This window comes from Marinobacter sp. LA51, assembly GCF_030297175.1.
Classification (GTDB): Bacteria; Pseudomonadota; Gammaproteobacteria; order Pseudomonadales; family Oleiphilaceae; genus Marinobacter; species Marinobacter apostichopi.
In genome coordinates, this window is the sequence record NZ_AP028070.1 from 1,314,714 (window position 1) to 1,329,439 (window position 14,726).

Genomic DNA, 14,726 nt, shown 5'->3' on the forward strand with positions numbered 1-14,726 from the left:
GGCAGCCCGAGGGCTGCCTTTTTCGTGGACACCGGTGTCAATCGCTCAGGATCGACACGTTGTCTGCCTGCAAGCCTTTGTCCGCTTCTACAACATTGAAGCGAACCAGTTGGCCCTGGCGTAGAACCCGGCGGCCGCGGCCACGAATGGCGCGGAAGTGAACGAATACCTCGTCACCACTGTCGCGAACGATAAAGCCGAAGCCTTTCTTCACGTTAAACCACTTCACGGTACCTTCTTCGTCACCCTCGGGGCTACCGTCGTCGTAGTCGCCGTCATCGTCATCATTGTAAGACTGACTCTGTGACCGTGCGGTTGAACCAGATGAGCTGCGTGCTGTGCTCTTCTGCTTGGCCGACAGGGAAACTGACAGGAAACCGGCCACGGTGAAGATCACCAGTGCAATGATGTAGGCGGCAATTCCCTGGGCACTGCCAAGGACAAACGTGGTGCTATTGGCCAATTCGCTGGATTCGGACTGCGAAAGGATCTGGAACAGTTCCGGGGTAAATGACACCAGCAGGAAACCGAGGATAAAGGGAGCTGGAATGGCGATCAGAAGAGCAACAAGGATCGCTTTGGCTGGATTACGCATTGACTAAGATTTCTCCGTTCTTGTAACGCTAACGATAAAAAACCGGATATCGGGTAAAATCGCATACCCGGTCGATGAAAACCGCCGGTTGGCCTGTTGGTAAAGGCGCCCGCGGGCAAAAGCGGCATGATACCAGATTATCCGGTTTGCTGACCAAGGCAATGCGGCTGCTAGGTCCAGAACGTGCCGGAGTTATCAGTCGAAGCTATCAAGCAAGGCTATCAACCCAAGCTATCCGCAAAAGAAATCAAAGGTGCAGATAGTCACACCGTCACATTCTCAAACGATCCGTGCACGGGAGTTGCAGCAGCAATTATGAGTGAGAAAGATCTGGAAACACGACTCGACGAACTGGAAACGCGGATGGCGTTCCAGGATGACGTAATAAATACGCTGAGTGAGCAGGTGGCTAAGCAGGAATTGGAGCTTCGCGAGTTGTGGCAAGCCAAGCAACTGTTACATCGGCAATTGAAAGAAGTTTCCCCCTCGAACATCAAGAGTGAAGAGGAAGAAACACCGCCCCCTCATTACTGAGGCAGGGCGGCTTGGGCGGCGTCAGGCCAGGAGCTCAACCAGAATTTGCTCGTAAATCAGGGAAAGCGTATCCAGATCCTCGGCCTTCACGCACTCGTCCACCTTGTGGATAGTGGCATTGATGGGGCCGAGTTCCACGACTTGAGCACCGGTGGGGGCGATAAAGCGCCCATCGGATGTTCCGCCTGAGGTCGACAGCTCGGTTTCCCGACCGGTGACCGTCCGAATGGCGCTTTGGCTGGCTGAAACCAGCGCACCGCGATCTGTCAGGAACGGCCGGCCACTCAAATGCCAGTCCAGGTCATAGTTCAGACCGTGCCGGTCCAGGATGGCGACCACCCGCTCTTCAAGACTCTCGGCGGTATTCTCGGTGCAGTAACGGAAGTTGAAATGCACCAGGCACTCGCCGGGAATGATGTTGCTTCCGGTTCCGGATTCGATCTTGGTGATCTGAAAGGTCGTCGGCGGGAAGAAATCGTTGCCATTGTCCCAGACCTCCCGGGCCAGGGCGTCCAGTGCCGGCGCCGCTGTGTGTACCGGGTTCTCTGCCAGGTGCGGGTACGCAACGTGGCCCTGAACACCTCGAACCGTCAGGTAGCCGTGCAAAGAGCCCCGGCGGCCATTCTTGATCACATCCCCGACGTCCGTCGTGCTGGAGGGCTCACCGATCAGGCACCAGTCAATTTTCTCGTTCCGCGCTTCCAGGGTTTCGACCACCTTCACGGTGCCGTCCTGGGCCGGACCTTCCTCGTCACTGGTAATCAGCAACGCGATTGACCCACGATGGTTCGGGTACGCCTCAACGAAGCGTTCACAGGCGGTGACAAACGCTGCCAGGCTGCCTTTCATGTCGGCCGCGCCGCGACCCAGCAGGAAGCCGTCCTTGATGACCGGCTCAAACGGCGGGTGTGCCCAGTTCTTCTCCGGGCCCGTTGGCACCACGTCGGTGTGACCGGCAAAGGCCAGTACCGGGCCGTCTGAACCCTTGCGGGCCCAGAGGTTGTCGGTGTCGCGAAAGCGCAGGTTCTCGCCGTCAAAACCGAGCGGACCCAGGCGCGACATCATCAGCGCCTGACAGCCCGCGTCATCCGGAGTGACGGATTGCCGGCGGATCAGATCGATGGCCAGCTCAAGGGTTTTCGACTCAGTTGTTTGCATGCAGTTCTTCGTTCAGCTCGATGGCGGACTTGTTGGTTTTGCATTCCACGGCGCCAGTTTGGCTGTTACGACGGAACAGCAGGTCCGGCTGGTTGGCCAGGTCGCGGGCCTTGATTACTTCCACCAGCTTGTTGTTGTCATCCAGCAGGGCAACTTTGGTACCGGCGGTGATGTACAGACCGGCCTCAACCTTGCAACGGTCGCCCAGGGGGATACCGATGCCGGCATTGGCGCCGATCAGGCAGTTTTCGCCCACCGCGATGATGATGTTGCCGCCGCCGGACAGAGTGCCCATGGTGGAGCAGCCGCCGCCCAGATCCGAGCCCTTGCCGATCATGACGCCCGCAGAAATGCGGCCTTCGATCATGCTGGTGCCTTCGGTGCCGGCATTGAAGTTGATAAAGCCTTCGTGCATGACAGTGGTGCCTTCGCCGACGTAAGCGCCGAGACGGACTCGGGCGGTATCTGCAATACGCACGCCGGATGGCACAACGTAATCAGTCATCTGCGGGAACTTATCGACGGATTTAATCTCTAGCGTGCGGCCTTCAACCCGTGCCTGCAGTTGACGGTCTGGCAGTTCGCCGAGATCGACAGCACCTTCGCTGGTCCAGGCGAGGTTCGGCAGCAAGCCGAAAATGCCATCGAGTTTCAAGGCGTGAGGCTTGGTCATGCGATGGGATATCAGGTGCAGCTTGAGGTATACCTCAGGCGTGCTCGAGGCCGTGTCGTCGGTTTCCAGAATGGTAACTACAACAGGGCGCTTGCTGGTTTCGGCTGCTTCCGCAAGCCGTGCCTGTTCGGCCTGGCCAATCTGACGCAGGGCGTGGGCAAGCTGGCTGAGCTGCTCGGCGGTGGCGCTGATCGCCTGATTTCCGCCCTTGTAGTCCAGGGCATTCTGAACCACTTCCATCAGGGCGTTATCGGGGGTCATAACCGGCTGCTGGTAATAGACTTCCAGCCAATGTCCCTGCCTGTTCTGGGTGCCGATGCCGATACCGAATGCGAAACTCATCAGGTGGTTGCTCCTTTATGATCGTCAGACTTAAGCGTTTGAAAACTGTTGGGCCCAATCGTCGGCCTTGAAGCCAACGGAAATTGAACCTTCATGCTCGACCACCGGTCGTTTGATGATGGACGGATTTTCCAGCATGAGGCTGTGGGCAGATGAACCGTCTATGGTATCACGAACCTCATCCGGAAGTTTGCGCCAGGTGGTGCCGCGGCGGTTAAGCAGGGCTTCCCAGCCAACGGCCTGTTCGAGTCTTTGGAGCAGGGCGTCATCCAGGCCATCTTTTTTGAAGTCGTGAAAGCTGTGTTCAATGCCTTGCTCGTCGAGCCATTTGCGAGCTTTTTTGACGGTGTCGCAGTTCTTGATGCCGTAAATCTTCATGGAGTATTTGCCTTCACAAATTCAACAATGCGCCGCGCGGCTTCCACGCACTCGTCCAGCGGCGCCACCAGGGCCATTCGAACCCGGTTTTCTCCGGGGTTGTGGCCCTCAACGGTGCGGGACAGGTAGCGACCGGGCAGCACATGCACGTTCTGCTGGGCTGACAGTTCCCGGGCGAAGGTTTCGTCGTCCATTGGTGTGACCGGCCACAGATAGAATCCGGCATCGGGGAACTCAACGTCCATGACCTCGCGAAGGATGGGCACGACGGCCTCAAACTTGGCGCGATAGGCGGTTCGATTCTCAACCACGTGGGCTTCGTCCTGCCAGGCAGCAATGCTGGCCAGCTGGTTGTGGATGGGCATGGCGCAGCCGTGGTAGGTGCGGTATTTCAGGAACCCCTTGAGTACCGAGGCGTCGCCGGCCACGAAGCCGGATCGCAGGCCTGGCAGGTTACTGCGCTTGGACAGGCTGTGGAACACGATGCAGCGGGCAAAGTCATTGCGGCCAATGGCGGCGCAGGTTTGCAGCAGGCCCTCGGGCGGCTGGTTTTCATCGGGGTAAAGTTCGGAATAGCATTCGTCTGAGGCAACGATGAAGTCGTGCTTGTCGGCCAGCTCGATGACTTGTACCAAGGTTTCCCGAGGCATCACCGCACCACTGGGGTTGCCCGGCGAGCACAGGAAAAGGATCTGGCAGTCTTGCCAGACCGAATCCGGTACCGCGCCAAAATCAGGAATGAAGCCGTTGGATCCGTCACAGGGCAGGTAGACGGGGGTGGCACCAGCCAGGAACGCAGCGCCTTCGTACACCTGGTAGAACGGGTTCGGGCTAACCACCGTGGCGGAATCGCTGCCTGCAACAACGGACTGAACCAGTGAGAAAATGCCCTCCCGGGTTCCGTTGACCGGAACAATATTGTCGGCCGCGCTCAGTGAGCCGGCTTCAAGTTGGAAGCGACGGGTTGCCCACTCAGCGATGGTGGTGCGCAACTCGTCGGTGCCCTTGGTGGTTGGGTAATTGGCGAGCTTGTCGAGGTTGTCCGCGATCACCTGTTTTACGAATTCGGGTGACGGGTGTTTGGGCTCGCCGATGCCCAGAGAAATCGGCCGCAGGTGCTCTGGTGTGGCGATACCTGCTTTTAGCTTGGCCAGTTTTTCGAAGGGATAGGGATGAAGTCGGTCCAGGTTTGGATTCATTGAGTATCGTCCAGCATTTTACAGAGATCTTGCTGCAATTCATGGCATGTCGCCGGATCGCGCAGGGGTTCACCCTGTTCGTCGGTCACGAAGAAGACGTCTTCCACTCGTTCGCCGAGGGTTGCGATCTTGGCATTGGCCAGGCGCACCCGGTGATCCAGAAGTACCTGCCCGATACGGGCCAGCAGGCCCGGTCGGTCCGGCGTAATCACTTCCATGACGGTGCGCTGATTGATGGTGTCGTTTGAGAAGGTCACCTCGGTGGGAAACGCGAAGTGCTTCAGCTGCCGCGGTGTGCGGCGATGAATGATGTCGGGGTAATCATCAGGGTCGTCCAGCTCTTCAATCAGCCGTTTGCGTACCCGATCCTTCCGCGCCGGGTCTGTCCCCAGAGGCTGGCCTTTTTCATCCAGCACGACATAGGAGCTGATGGAATAGGGGCCTTCGCTCGAACTTATCCGGGCATCCACGATGTTGAGATTGAGTTGTTCCAGCACCGCCGTGGTGGCAGCGAACAGCGCAACCCGGTCTTTCATGTAGATGATGATCTGGGAGTAGCCATCTGTGGGGCCGCCGCGGGTATCGCGAATCAGCACCAGCGGATCCGGATTGTCGCCGTGACGGATAATGGCGGCCGTCTGCCAGGCAATATCCACGGTCGAATCCTGCAGGAAATAATCCTCGTCGACGGTATCCCAGATATGGTCGATTTGTTCGTCGGTCATATTCTGGGCGTGCAGGATTTCCCGGGCTTCCGACTGCGTGGCGCTGACCCACTCATGGCGCTTGATCGGTGTTTCCGTGCCCCGGCGCAAGGCGCGCTTGGCCTCGATGTACAGCTGGCGCAGCAGCGAGGCACGCCATGTATTCCACAGTTTCGGGTTGGTGGCGCTGATATCGCAGACGGTCAGCACGTACAGGTAGTCCAGGTGGGCCTGACTGGGTACTGCCTGGGCAAAGTTGTGGATGATGTCGGGGTCCGAGATGTCCTTGCGCTGTGCTGTCATCGACATCAGCAGGTGATTCTCCACCAGCCAGGACACCAGCTTGGTATCGCGCTCGCTCAGGTGATGTCGCTGGCAAAAGGCCTCAGCATCAATTGCGCCCAGTTCCGAGTGATCGCCGCCACGGCCCTTGGCAACATCGTGATAGATGCCGGCAATGTAAAGGGTTTCCAGCTTCGGTAACCGGTGGATCAGTCGTGAGGCCAGCGGGTATTCGGTACGTGCCCCGGTGCTGTTCAGTCGCACCATGTTGCGGATCACGCGCATGGTGTGGGCATCCACGGTATAGATGTGGAACAGGTCGTGCTGCATTTGCCCGATAATCTGGCCAAATTCCGGCAGATACCGGCCCAGCACGTTGTACTTCTTCATGGCCGACAGGGTCTGGTCCAGGGCATGCGGGGTTCGCAGCAGTTCCATGAACAGCGTGGTTACTGCCAGGTCCGACCGGAAGGCGTCATCAACCAGGTGTCGGTGGGCTCGCAGGGATCGAATGGTCGTGGCCCTGATGCCCTTGATCTCCGGGTGCTGCGCCATCAGCACGAAAATTTCCATGATGGCGTAGGGGGCGTAGGCGAATACCTGATTGTTTACCGCTTCTATATAGCGGTTGCGAATCTGGAAGCGCTTGTTCAGCGGCTGGATGTCGTCGATGGTGCCCGTGCCCAGGATCGCTTCGTCGTAGTATTGAAGGATAACGTCGGCGAGCTCCGCCAGTGCCAGTACCGTGCGGTAATAGGACTGCATCATCAGTTCAACGCCGAGACGCTTGCCCTCGTCGTGGTAACCGAGCATTTGCGCCAGTGCACGCTGATGGTCAAACAACAGCCGGTTCTCGGGCCGGTCAGCCAGGAGTTGCAGGCCGTAGCGAAGCTGCCAGAGGAAGGTCTCGCCCTGGAACAGAATCTGGTGTTCTTCTTCCGTCAGGATGCTGAACCGGGTCAGATCGGCGATGTTCTGGAGACCAAAGTGCCGCTTGGTGATCCAGCCGATGGTCTGGATATCCCTTAATGCGCCGGGCGAGCCCTTCACATTTGGCTCCAGGTTGTATTCAGTGTCGCCGTATTTGTCGTGGCGGTCCCGCTGTTCCTGCCGCTTGGCGATGAAATAATCGCGATCGGTGCTGACGCCATCGCCGTAGACCTGGGTGCTCAGCTCGTCCCGGAGCTCGTCCGGGCCCGCGATGGTGCGGGTTTCCAGCAGGTTGGTGAGGATGGTGACGTCATCGCGGGCAGCGGCTTTGCTTTCCTCTATGCTGCGAACGCTGTGGCCAATGTCGAGCTTCAGATCCCAGAGCAGGGTGATGAAGGCGCTCAGGTCGTCCTGCCAGCTCTCTTCAATCGTGGAGCGGGTCAGGATCAGCAGATCAATGTCGGATTGAGGGTGCAGTTCGCCGCGGCCATAGCCGCCGACCGCCACCAGGGCGATGTCTGGCGAACTGGAGAAGGGGTAGCGATTCCAGATCAGCCTGAGCACCGTGTCCACGGTGTCGGCTCGGGAGTGGACAAGGGCGCGAACATCTGCGCCCTGGCGGAAGGCTTCCGCGTCGGCATTGTACCGCTCTCGTAACAGCTCACGGGCTGCAGACACCGGGGAGGTGTCGTTGCTAATGCGCGACTCCAGTTCGCTCAGGTCCACTTAGAAGGACTCTTCCGCTCGTTTGGTGAGAACTTCATGGCCATCGGCGGTAACCAGAATAGTGTGTTCCCATTGAGCGGACAGCTTGTGATCCTTGGTGACCACGGTCCAGCCATCTGGCAGCAGCTTGGTCTGGTATTTACCCTGGTTGATCATCGGCTCAATGGTGAAGGTCATGCCTTCCTGTAGCTCCATGCCGGTGTCAGGTTTGCCGTAATGCATCACCTGCGGCTCTTCATGGAACACTTTGCCGATGCCGTGGCCGCAGTAATCACGAACCACTGAATAGCGGTGCTTTTCAGCGTGCTGTTGAATCACGTGGCCGATGTCGCCCAGACGTGTGCCCGGCTTGACCATTTCGATGCCTTTATAGAGGCACTCCTGGGTAATGCTGATCAGTCGCTCGGTGCCGGGCTTGGGTTTGCCGACTGTCCACATCTTGCTGGTGTCGCCGTGGTACTCATCCTTTATGACAGTGACATCAATATTCAGGATGTCGCCATCTTTGAGGATTTTCTTCTCTGACGGGATGCCGTGGCAGATCACGTGGTTGACGGAAGTGCAGACCGATTTCGGAAACCCTTTATAGTTCAGCGGAGCCGGGATCGCCTTCTGCTCATTCACGATGTAATCGTGGCAGATTCGATCAATCTCTTCGGTGCTGATTCCAGGCTTGATGTGTTCGCCAATCATTTCGAGCACTTCGGCGGCCAAGCGGCCGGCAACGCGCATTTTTTCGATTTCTTCCGGGGTCTTGATCGATACTTGCATCGGGCTTCCCATTGATTTGTACCAAACCGGCATTTTAAGGGCGCGAGAGGCTAGGTACAAGGAAGGGTGCTGGTAAAAATAATGGCGCTGCCCGCTCGAATTATGGTATAAACGCGCCCGCTGGAAACAAATCCGGCAAATTCACACACGTGTCGGCACGTTGTCCCAGGGTGCCTCCCTTCAGTTAGATGAAGGCGGGTTGGGGCAATCGGACGCGTGGAGGTCTAACCCGAAGCTAAATAAGGTAACTATCATGGCTCAGGTAAATATGCGTGACCTGCTGAAGGCAGGTGCTCACTTCGGTCACCAGACTCGCTACTGGAATCCGAAAATGTCGAAGTTCATCTTCGGCGCTCGTAACAAGATTCATATCATCAACCTTGAGCAGACTGTTCCTGCCATGAATGAAGCGCTGAACTTCATTCAGCAGCTGGCAGAGAACAAGAACAAGATCCTGTTCGTTGGCACCAAGCGTGCTGCGGCCAAGATCGTCAAGGAAGAAGCAGAGCGCGCTGGCCAGCCGTTCGTTAACCATCGCTGGCTCGGCGGCATGCTGACCAACTACAAGACGATCCGTCAGTCGATCCGTCGCTACCGTGATCTGGACACCCAGAGCAAGGACGGCACTTTCGACAAGCTGACCAAGAAAGAAGCTCTCGATCGCACCCGTGAAATGGACCGTCTCGAGCGTTCCATTGGCGGTATCAAGGACATGGGCGGCCTGCCGGACGCAATGTTCGTAATCGACGTGGATCACGAGCGTATCGCGATCAAGGAAGCCAACAAGCTGGGCATTCCTGTTATTGGTGTTGTTGATACCAACAGCGATCCAGACGGCGTTGATTACGTGATCCCGGGCAACGATGACGCGATTCGTGCGATCCAGATCTATGTGAAAGCCGTTGCTGATACCTGCATGGAAGCATCGCAGTCTGCAGGTTCAGGCGCTGACGAGTTTGTAGAAGTTAGCGAAGACGCTGAAGGCGCCGCCCCGGCCGCCGAATAAGCGTTAGCTTCACGTTGAGATGTAAAGTGCGCCCGGGCCTGTTCCGGGCGCACTTCCCACCGAATTCGTAATAGTTGAGAGGATTGAACATGGCTGCAATTACCGCTGCAATGGTCAAAGAGCTGCGTGAGCGTACTGGCCTTGGCATGATGGAGTGCAAGAAAGCACTGGTAGAGGCTGAAGGCAGTGTCGACGCGGCGATCGAAGAGCTGCGTAAGTCTTCAGGCCTGAAGGCCGCCAAGAAAGCTGGCCGTACTGCTGCTGAAGGCGTATCTCTGGTCAAGATTTCTGACGACAACACCGTCGCCTACATTCTGGAAGTAAACTCCGAGACTGACTTTGTTGCTCGTGACGACAACTTCCTGAACTTCGCCAATGACGTTCTGGCCGTTGCTTTCGAAAATGGCGAAACCGACGTTGCCAAGCTGATGGAAGGCGATCTGGAATCCAAGCGCGAAGCGCTGGTTCAGAAGATCGGCGAAAACATCACTGTGCGTCGCCTGGTTAAGGTTGAAGGCCCGGTTGTCGGTGGCTACGTTCATAGCACCAACAAGATTGCTTGTGTGGTTGCCCTGACTGCTGGCGATTCTGAAACTGCTCGTGACATCGCAATGCACGCTGCCGCTGTTAACCCGCGTGTTGGCAAGCCGGAAGAAATGCCTGCTGAAGAGCTCGAGAAAGAGAAAGACGTCATCAAGGCCCAGCCGGACATGGAAGGCAAGCCTGCCGAAATCGTCGAGAAGATGATGGGCGGCCGAATCAAGAAGTTCCTCAAGGAAAATAGCCTTGTCGAGCAGCCTTTCGTTAAGAACCCAGATCAGACTGTGGGTGAATTGATCAAGTCCGCCGGTGGCGAACTGGTCGAATTCGTTCGTCTGGAAGTGGGCGAAGGCATCGAGAAAGAAGAAGTGGACTTCGCTGCTGAAGTTGCTGCGGCAGCTGGCACCAGCAAGGCCTGATCCTTCTTTCGGCACTGGTTTAACACCACAGTGCCATCTGAGTCTGCCACGTTAGTCAGGTCTGCCTGGCTTTCGTGGCGGGCTTGTATCTGAGATACCCCTTTTTATGAGGAGTATGTCAGATACAAGCCTGCGACGCGTATTACGCCGGACCGCAGCCAACAGACGAAAAGGGGATCCTCATGCCGACATCATCCAAAACCCAGCCCAGATACAAGCGTGTTCTGCTCAAGCTCAGTGGCGAGGCCCTGATGGGGGAGCACGATTTCGGTATTGATCCCAAAGTCCTTGATCGTATGGCCCTTGAAATAGGGGCGCTGATTGGAATTGGTGTGCAGGTCGGCCTGGTTGTTGGTGGCGGCAACCTGTTTCGGGGTGCGGCATTGAACGAGGCTGGAATGGACCGGGTTACCGGCGATCACATGGGTATGCTGGCCACGGTGATGAATGGCCTGGCCATGCGTGACGCCCTGGAGCGGTCTAACATTCGGACTCGGGTAATGTCGGCGATCCCCATGAGCGGCATTGTCGAGCATTACGATCGTCGTCGCGCGGTGCGGGACCTGAAGGACGGTGACGTAGTCATCTTCTGTGCCGGTACCGGTAACCCCTTTTTCACTACCGATTCGGCGGCCTGCCTGCGTGGCATTGAAATCGAGGCGGATGCCGTTCTCAAGGCGACCAAGGTTGATGGCGTATACTCCGCAGACCCCTACTTGGACAGCAGTGCCGAAAAGTACGATCGCCTGACTTACGACGAAGTGCTGGACAAGAAGCTGGGTGTCATGGACCTGACCGCAATCTGTCTGGCCAGGGATCACGGCATTCCGCTGCGAGTGTTTGATATGAACCGGGCGGGCGCCCTGACGCGCATCGTAACCGGCGAGAAAGAAGGTACACTGATCGAGTAGTCGGGCTTTGGGGCTATTGGCCTGAAGCCACGGCAACACATGATTTGACGAATGAATCGAGGATGCTGAAGTGATTAACGACATCAAAGCAGAAGCCGAAAAGAAAATGCAGAATAGCCTGGAGTCGCTCCATTCGGCTTTCAAGAAAATTCGTACTGGTCGGGCGAACCCGGCCATTCTGGACAGCGTCATGGTGAGCTACTACGGTCAGCCCACACCGCTGAAGCAGGTAGCCAGCGTTAACACCGAAGATAACCGTACGCTCACGGTTACTCCGTGGGAGAAGAACCTGGTGCCGACCATCGAAAAGGCCATCATGACCTCTGACCTGGGCCTTAACCCGGCCACCAGTGGCGACGTTATTCGTGTGCCGATGCCGATGCTGACCGAAGAGACCCGTAAGGAAATGGTCAAGCAGGCCAAGGCTGACGCCGAGCATGGCCGGGTTTCTATTCGCAACGCCCGTCGCGATGCCAACAGCACCATCAAGGAATTGCTGAAGGAAAAGGAAATCACCGAGGATGATGAGCGCAGAGGCGAGGACGAGATCCAGAAGCTGACAGATCGCTACATTGCCGAAGTCGAAAAGGCTCTGAAATCCAAGGAAGAGGATCTGATGGCGGTTTGATCGCCAGGATCTTCTTGCACGCGAACGATGATCCGGGGGCTAATTCTCCTCCGGTCGAGCAGAGGGTTTCATGACGGGAACGGTATCCGCAGAGATTCCGATGTCGGCAGAAAGCCGGCCGCGGCATGTGGCAATTATCATGGATGGTAACAACCGGTGGGCGAAAGAGCATCGGTTGACAGGTGTCGCCGGGCACAAGGCGGGTGTGGATGCCGTCAAGGCCGTGGTGGAGACCTGCGGGCGCGAAGGAGTAGAGGTGCTCACTCTGTTCGCGTTTTCCAGTGAAAACTGGCGGCGCCCGAAAGACGAAGTGTCGGCGCTGATGAAGCTGTTCCTGTTTGCTCTCGAACGTGAGGTTAAGAAACTGCACCGCAACAACATCCGGTTGCGGATCATTGGTGATCGTTCAGCCTTCAGTGCCGCGCTGCAGGATCACATGCATGAGGCGGAAGAACTGACTCGTCACAACACCCGGATGACCCTGGTCATTGCCGCCAACTATGGCGGACACTGGGACATCGCCGAGGCTAGCCGCAAGGTTGCTGCTAAGGTGCGCGCGGGTGAGCTTGAACCCTCCGATATCACCGATGACCTGATTCAGCAGCACCTTAGCATTGGTGACCTGCCGATGCCGGATCTGATGATCCGCACTGCGGGTGAGCAGCGCATCAGTAACTTTATGCTTTGGCACCTTGCCTACACGGAACTGTACTTTTCTCCTGTGTTCTGGCCTGACTTCAAGGCCGACGAGATGCGCAAGGCGCTGCAGGCTTACGCTGGTCGTCAGCGCCGTTTCGGCCAGACCGATGACCAGATAGCCGCCAAAGCCTCACAACAATAACGAAACCATAGCGACGTTCACCGTGTTAAAAACCCGAATTATTACCGCATTGATCCTGGCCCCAATCGCTATTGGTGGCATCTTCTTTTTGCCGCCTCTTGGTTTTGCCCTATTCACCGGTGCCATCATCACGCTTGGGGCCTGGGAGTGGGCCAATCTGTCCGGGATTGAGGGGCAGGGCGGCCGAGTGGCCTACGCAGCTGTCATTGCCGCGATTCTTTATGGGCTGCTGAACGTACCGGCCGTTGCTGTCCTTTGGTTGGCACTGGCCTGGTGGTTTGTCAGTTTCCTTTTGGTTCGAAGTTATCCCACCGGATCGGCCGGCTGGGGCAGTGTGCCGGCCCGCGCCATCATGGGTTTACTTGTGCTACTGCCGGCCTGGGTAGGTTTGAATCACCTTCGCACCGGCGTGTTGGACTTCGGTGCTGTCAGCAACAGCCTGTGGGCGATCCTCTATGTATTCTGTGTGGTCTGGGTTGCTGATATCGGTGCCTACTTTGCCGGCCGCGCTTTTGGCAAAGCCAAGCTGGCGCCCCGAGTCAGCCCGGGTAAATCCTGGGCGGGTGTGTGGGGCGGACTGGTTGCCGTCGGTGTCTTCGCACTGCTGGTCAGTCTGATTGTGTCGGCCAGTGTTCCTGAAACAATGTTCCTGATCCTCGCCAGTCTGGCGACCGGGTTGGTGTCGGTGTTGGGTGATTTGCTGGAAAGCATGCTCAAACGGTTTCGCGGTGTTAAAGACAGCAGTCAGCTGTTGCCCGGCCATGGTGGTATCATGGATCGCATCGACAGCCTGACCGTAGCTATTCCCGTGTTTGCTTTAATCATCACCCAACTTGGCTGGCTCACCGCCGGACAGTGGTAACCATGGAAACGCGCCGCCTTACGATACTCGGAGCGACCGGTTCTATTGGTTTGAGCACACTGGACGTGATCCGGCGCCACCCCGATCGTTTTTCAATTTATGCGCTAACAGCCGGTACTCGGGCGAGCGAGCTGGCGGCGCTGTGTCGTGAGTTCCTGCCGGAGGTGGCGGTGATGGCCGACCAGGCTGCGGCGAAGCTGCTTGCTGGGCTTTTGTCTGATCTGCCTGGTATCCGTGTTCTTAGCGGTGCTGAAGGGCTTTGTGAGGTGGCGTCGGCCCCGGCTGCGGATACTGTCATGGCGTCTATCGTTGGTGCAGCGGGCCTGCCGCCAACCCTGTCGGCCGTGCGCGCTGGCAAGCGGGTGTTGTTGGCGAACAAAGAAGCGCTGGTGATGTCCGGTAAGCTGTTCATGGATGCGGTTGCCGATTCTGGCGCCGAGCTGCTACCGATTGACTCCGAGCACAATGCCATATTCCAGTGCCTGCCCTCGGACCGGATTCGCGATCCCAAAGGCGCCGGCGTCGCCCGGATTCTGTTGACGGCCTCAGGCGGGCCATTCCGGGAGCATAGCGCTGAGGCATTGCGATCAGTTTCTCCGGCCCAGGCTTGTGCTCACCCCAACTGGTCAATGGGCCAGAAAATTTCAGTGGATTCTGCCACCCTGATGAACAAGGGGCTGGAGCTGATTGAAGCGTGCTGGCTTTTCAATACCACACCCGAGCGGGTTGAGGTACACGTCCACCCTGAGAGCATTATTCACTCCATGGTTGAGTATGTGGATGGATCGGTGCTGGCCCAGTTGGGTAGCCCGGACATGCGTACTCCTATTGCCAATGGCCTGGCCTGGCCCGAGCGCATAGACGCCGGGGTTGCACCGCTGGATCTGTTTTCCATAGGCCGGTTCCATTTTGAGCGGCCAGATCTGGTACGCTTCCCTTGCCTGAGGTTGGCAGCCGAGGCATTTGTCCAGGGCGGTACAGCGCCAGCGGTGCTGAATGCCGCCAACGAGGAGGCTGTCGCAGCCTTTCTGGCCGGTAACCTGTGTTTTGCCGACATCCCCGTTATCATAGAGCGGACGCTGGCGGCCACGACAGTGATGCCAGCAGACAGTTTTGAGGCGATTTTCGCTAAGGATTTTGAAGCGAGACAGCATGCCCGGGAACAGATTGGAATGTTAACTGTCTGAAATTTCGAACATTGTGCTTGTGCGTTTTAGCCACTAACCG

15 protein-coding genes are annotated in these 14,726 nt (G+C 57.4%); 8 read left to right on the forward strand and 7 right to left on the reverse strand.

The genetic code is table 11. The annotated features are described in order from the left end of the window. Positions 1-37 precede the first annotated feature (37 nt). Positions 38-595 (reverse strand): cold-shock protein, encoded by a 558-nt coding sequence (locus QUE89_RS06025; protein ID WP_286222315.1) that lies wholly within the window; start codon positions 593-595, stop codon positions 38-40. Positions 596-910: 315 nt separating this feature from the next. Here QUE89_RS06025 and QUE89_RS06030 point away from each other — a divergent pair, with 315 nt between their 5' ends. Further along, positions 911-1,129 (forward strand): SlyX family protein, encoded by a 219-nt coding sequence (locus QUE89_RS06030; protein WP_041342487.1) that lies wholly within the window; start codon positions 911-913, stop codon positions 1,127-1,129. Positions 1,130-1,150: 21 nt separating this feature from the next. On the opposite strand, the gene dapE is transcribed toward QUE89_RS06030, so the two are convergent. The 6 genes from dapE to map are packed head-to-tail and all read right to left on the reverse strand — an operon-like array spanning position 1,151 to position 8,292. Then, positions 1,151-2,287, reverse strand: coding sequence for a succinyl-diaminopimelate desuccinylase (dapE, locus tag QUE89_RS06035; protein ID WP_286222316.1), 1,137 nt, complete (start codon positions 2,285-2,287; stop codon positions 1,151-1,153). After that, complete coding sequence (gene dapD, locus QUE89_RS06040; protein ID WP_286222317.1) at positions 2,274-3,302, reverse strand: 2,3,4,5-tetrahydropyridine-2,6-dicarboxylate N-succinyltransferase; 1,029 nt, start codon at positions 3,300-3,302, stop codon at positions 2,274-2,276. Before dapD ends, dapE begins: the two co-directional genes overlap by 14 nt. A 30-nt stretch (positions 3,303-3,332) precedes the next feature. After that, positions 3,333-3,680: an ArsC family reductase gene (locus QUE89_RS06045; protein WP_286222318.1), complete on the reverse strand. Its 348-nt coding sequence runs from the start codon at positions 3,678-3,680 to the stop codon at positions 3,333-3,335. Then, positions 3,677-4,879: a succinyldiaminopimelate transaminase gene (dapC, locus tag QUE89_RS06050; RefSeq protein ID WP_286222319.1), complete on the reverse strand. Its 1,203-nt coding sequence runs from the start codon at positions 4,877-4,879 to the stop codon at positions 3,677-3,679. Before dapC ends, QUE89_RS06045 begins: the two co-directional genes overlap by 4 nt. Then, positions 4,876-7,521: a [protein-PII] uridylyltransferase gene (locus QUE89_RS06055; RefSeq protein ID WP_286222320.1), complete on the reverse strand. Its 2,646-nt coding sequence runs from the start codon at positions 7,519-7,521 to the stop codon at positions 4,876-4,878. The genes dapC and QUE89_RS06055 overlap by 4 nt, the downstream gene beginning before the upstream one ends. Beyond that, positions 7,522-8,292, reverse strand: a complete 771-nt coding sequence (gene map, locus QUE89_RS06060) for a type I methionyl aminopeptidase (RefSeq protein ID WP_286222321.1) — start codon at positions 8,290-8,292, stop codon at positions 7,522-7,524. It abuts the gene before it with no gap. A gap of 253 nt (positions 8,293-8,545) precedes the next feature. Here map and rpsB point away from each other — a divergent pair, with 253 nt between their 5' ends. From rpsB to ispC, 7 genes are all read left to right on the forward strand, one after another. After that, positions 8,546-9,298 (forward strand): 30S ribosomal protein S2, encoded by a 753-nt coding sequence (rpsB, locus tag QUE89_RS06065; RefSeq protein WP_286222322.1) that lies wholly within the window; start codon positions 8,546-8,548, stop codon positions 9,296-9,298. 89 nt (positions 9,299-9,387) lie between these two features. Continuing rightward, complete coding sequence (tsf, locus tag QUE89_RS06070) at positions 9,388-10,257, forward strand: translation elongation factor Ts (protein WP_286222323.1); 870 nt, start codon at positions 9,388-9,390, stop codon at positions 10,255-10,257. 182 nt (positions 10,258-10,439) lie between these two features. After that, on the forward strand, positions 10,440-11,168 hold the full coding sequence (gene pyrH, locus QUE89_RS06075) for a UMP kinase (protein WP_041342512.1): 729 nt from the start codon (positions 10,440-10,442) through the stop codon (positions 11,166-11,168). Between the two features lie 70 nt (positions 11,169-11,238). Beyond that, positions 11,239-11,796 (forward strand): ribosome recycling factor, encoded by a 558-nt coding sequence (frr, locus tag QUE89_RS06080; RefSeq protein WP_041342515.1) that lies wholly within the window; start codon positions 11,239-11,241, stop codon positions 11,794-11,796. Positions 11,797-11,866: 70 nt separating this feature from the next. Then, positions 11,867-12,637, forward strand: coding sequence for a polyprenyl diphosphate synthase (gene uppS, locus QUE89_RS06085; RefSeq protein ID WP_286222324.1), 771 nt, complete (start codon positions 11,867-11,869; stop codon positions 12,635-12,637). A 22-nt stretch (positions 12,638-12,659) separates the two neighbouring features. After that, positions 12,660-13,499: a phosphatidate cytidylyltransferase gene (locus QUE89_RS06090; RefSeq protein ID WP_286222325.1), complete on the forward strand. Its 840-nt coding sequence runs from the start codon at positions 12,660-12,662 to the stop codon at positions 13,497-13,499. Between the two features lie 2 nt (positions 13,500-13,501). After that, complete coding sequence (gene ispC / locus QUE89_RS06095) at positions 13,502-14,686, forward strand: 1-deoxy-D-xylulose-5-phosphate reductoisomerase (RefSeq protein ID WP_286222326.1); 1,185 nt, start codon at positions 13,502-13,504, stop codon at positions 14,684-14,686. Positions 14,687-14,726 lie beyond the last annotated feature (40 nt).

Bases quoted from the DNA above. Each gene is read 5' to 3' on its own strand.
- map (WP_286222321.1), bottom strand. From the start codon at position 8,292: ATGCAAGTATCGATCAAGACCCCGGAAGAAATCGAAAAAATGCGCGTT.
- ispC (WP_286222326.1), top strand. From the start codon at position 13,502: ATGGAAACGCGCCGCCTTACGATACTCGGAGCGACCGGTTCTATTGGT.
- dapC (WP_286222319.1), bottom strand. From the start codon at position 4,879: ATGAATCCAAACCTGGACCGACTTCATCCCTATCCCTTCGAAAAACTG.
- dapD (WP_286222317.1), bottom strand. From the start codon at position 3,302: ATGAGTTTCGCATTCGGTATCGGCATCGGCACCCAGAACAGGCAGGGA.
- uppS (WP_286222324.1), top strand. From the start codon at position 11,867: ATGACGGGAACGGTATCCGCAGAGATTCCGATGTCGGCAGAAAGCCGG.
- QUE89_RS06030 (WP_041342487.1), top strand. From the start codon at position 911: ATGAGTGAGAAAGATCTGGAAACACGACTCGACGAACTGGAAACGCGG.
- pyrH (WP_041342512.1), top strand. From the start codon at position 10,440: ATGCCGACATCATCCAAAACCCAGCCCAGATACAAGCGTGTTCTGCTC.
- tsf (WP_286222323.1), top strand. From the start codon at position 9,388: ATGGCTGCAATTACCGCTGCAATGGTCAAAGAGCTGCGTGAGCGTACT.
- QUE89_RS06045 (WP_286222318.1), bottom strand. From the start codon at position 3,680: ATGAAGATTTACGGCATCAAGAACTGCGACACCGTCAAAAAAGCTCGC.
- dapE (WP_286222316.1), bottom strand. From the start codon at position 2,287: ATGCAAACAACTGAGTCGAAAACCCTTGAGCTGGCCATCGATCTGATC.
- rpsB (WP_286222322.1), top strand. From the start codon at position 8,546: ATGGCTCAGGTAAATATGCGTGACCTGCTGAAGGCAGGTGCTCACTTC.
- QUE89_RS06025 (WP_286222315.1), bottom strand. From the start codon at position 595: ATGCGTAATCCAGCCAAAGCGATCCTTGTTGCTCTTCTGATCGCCATT.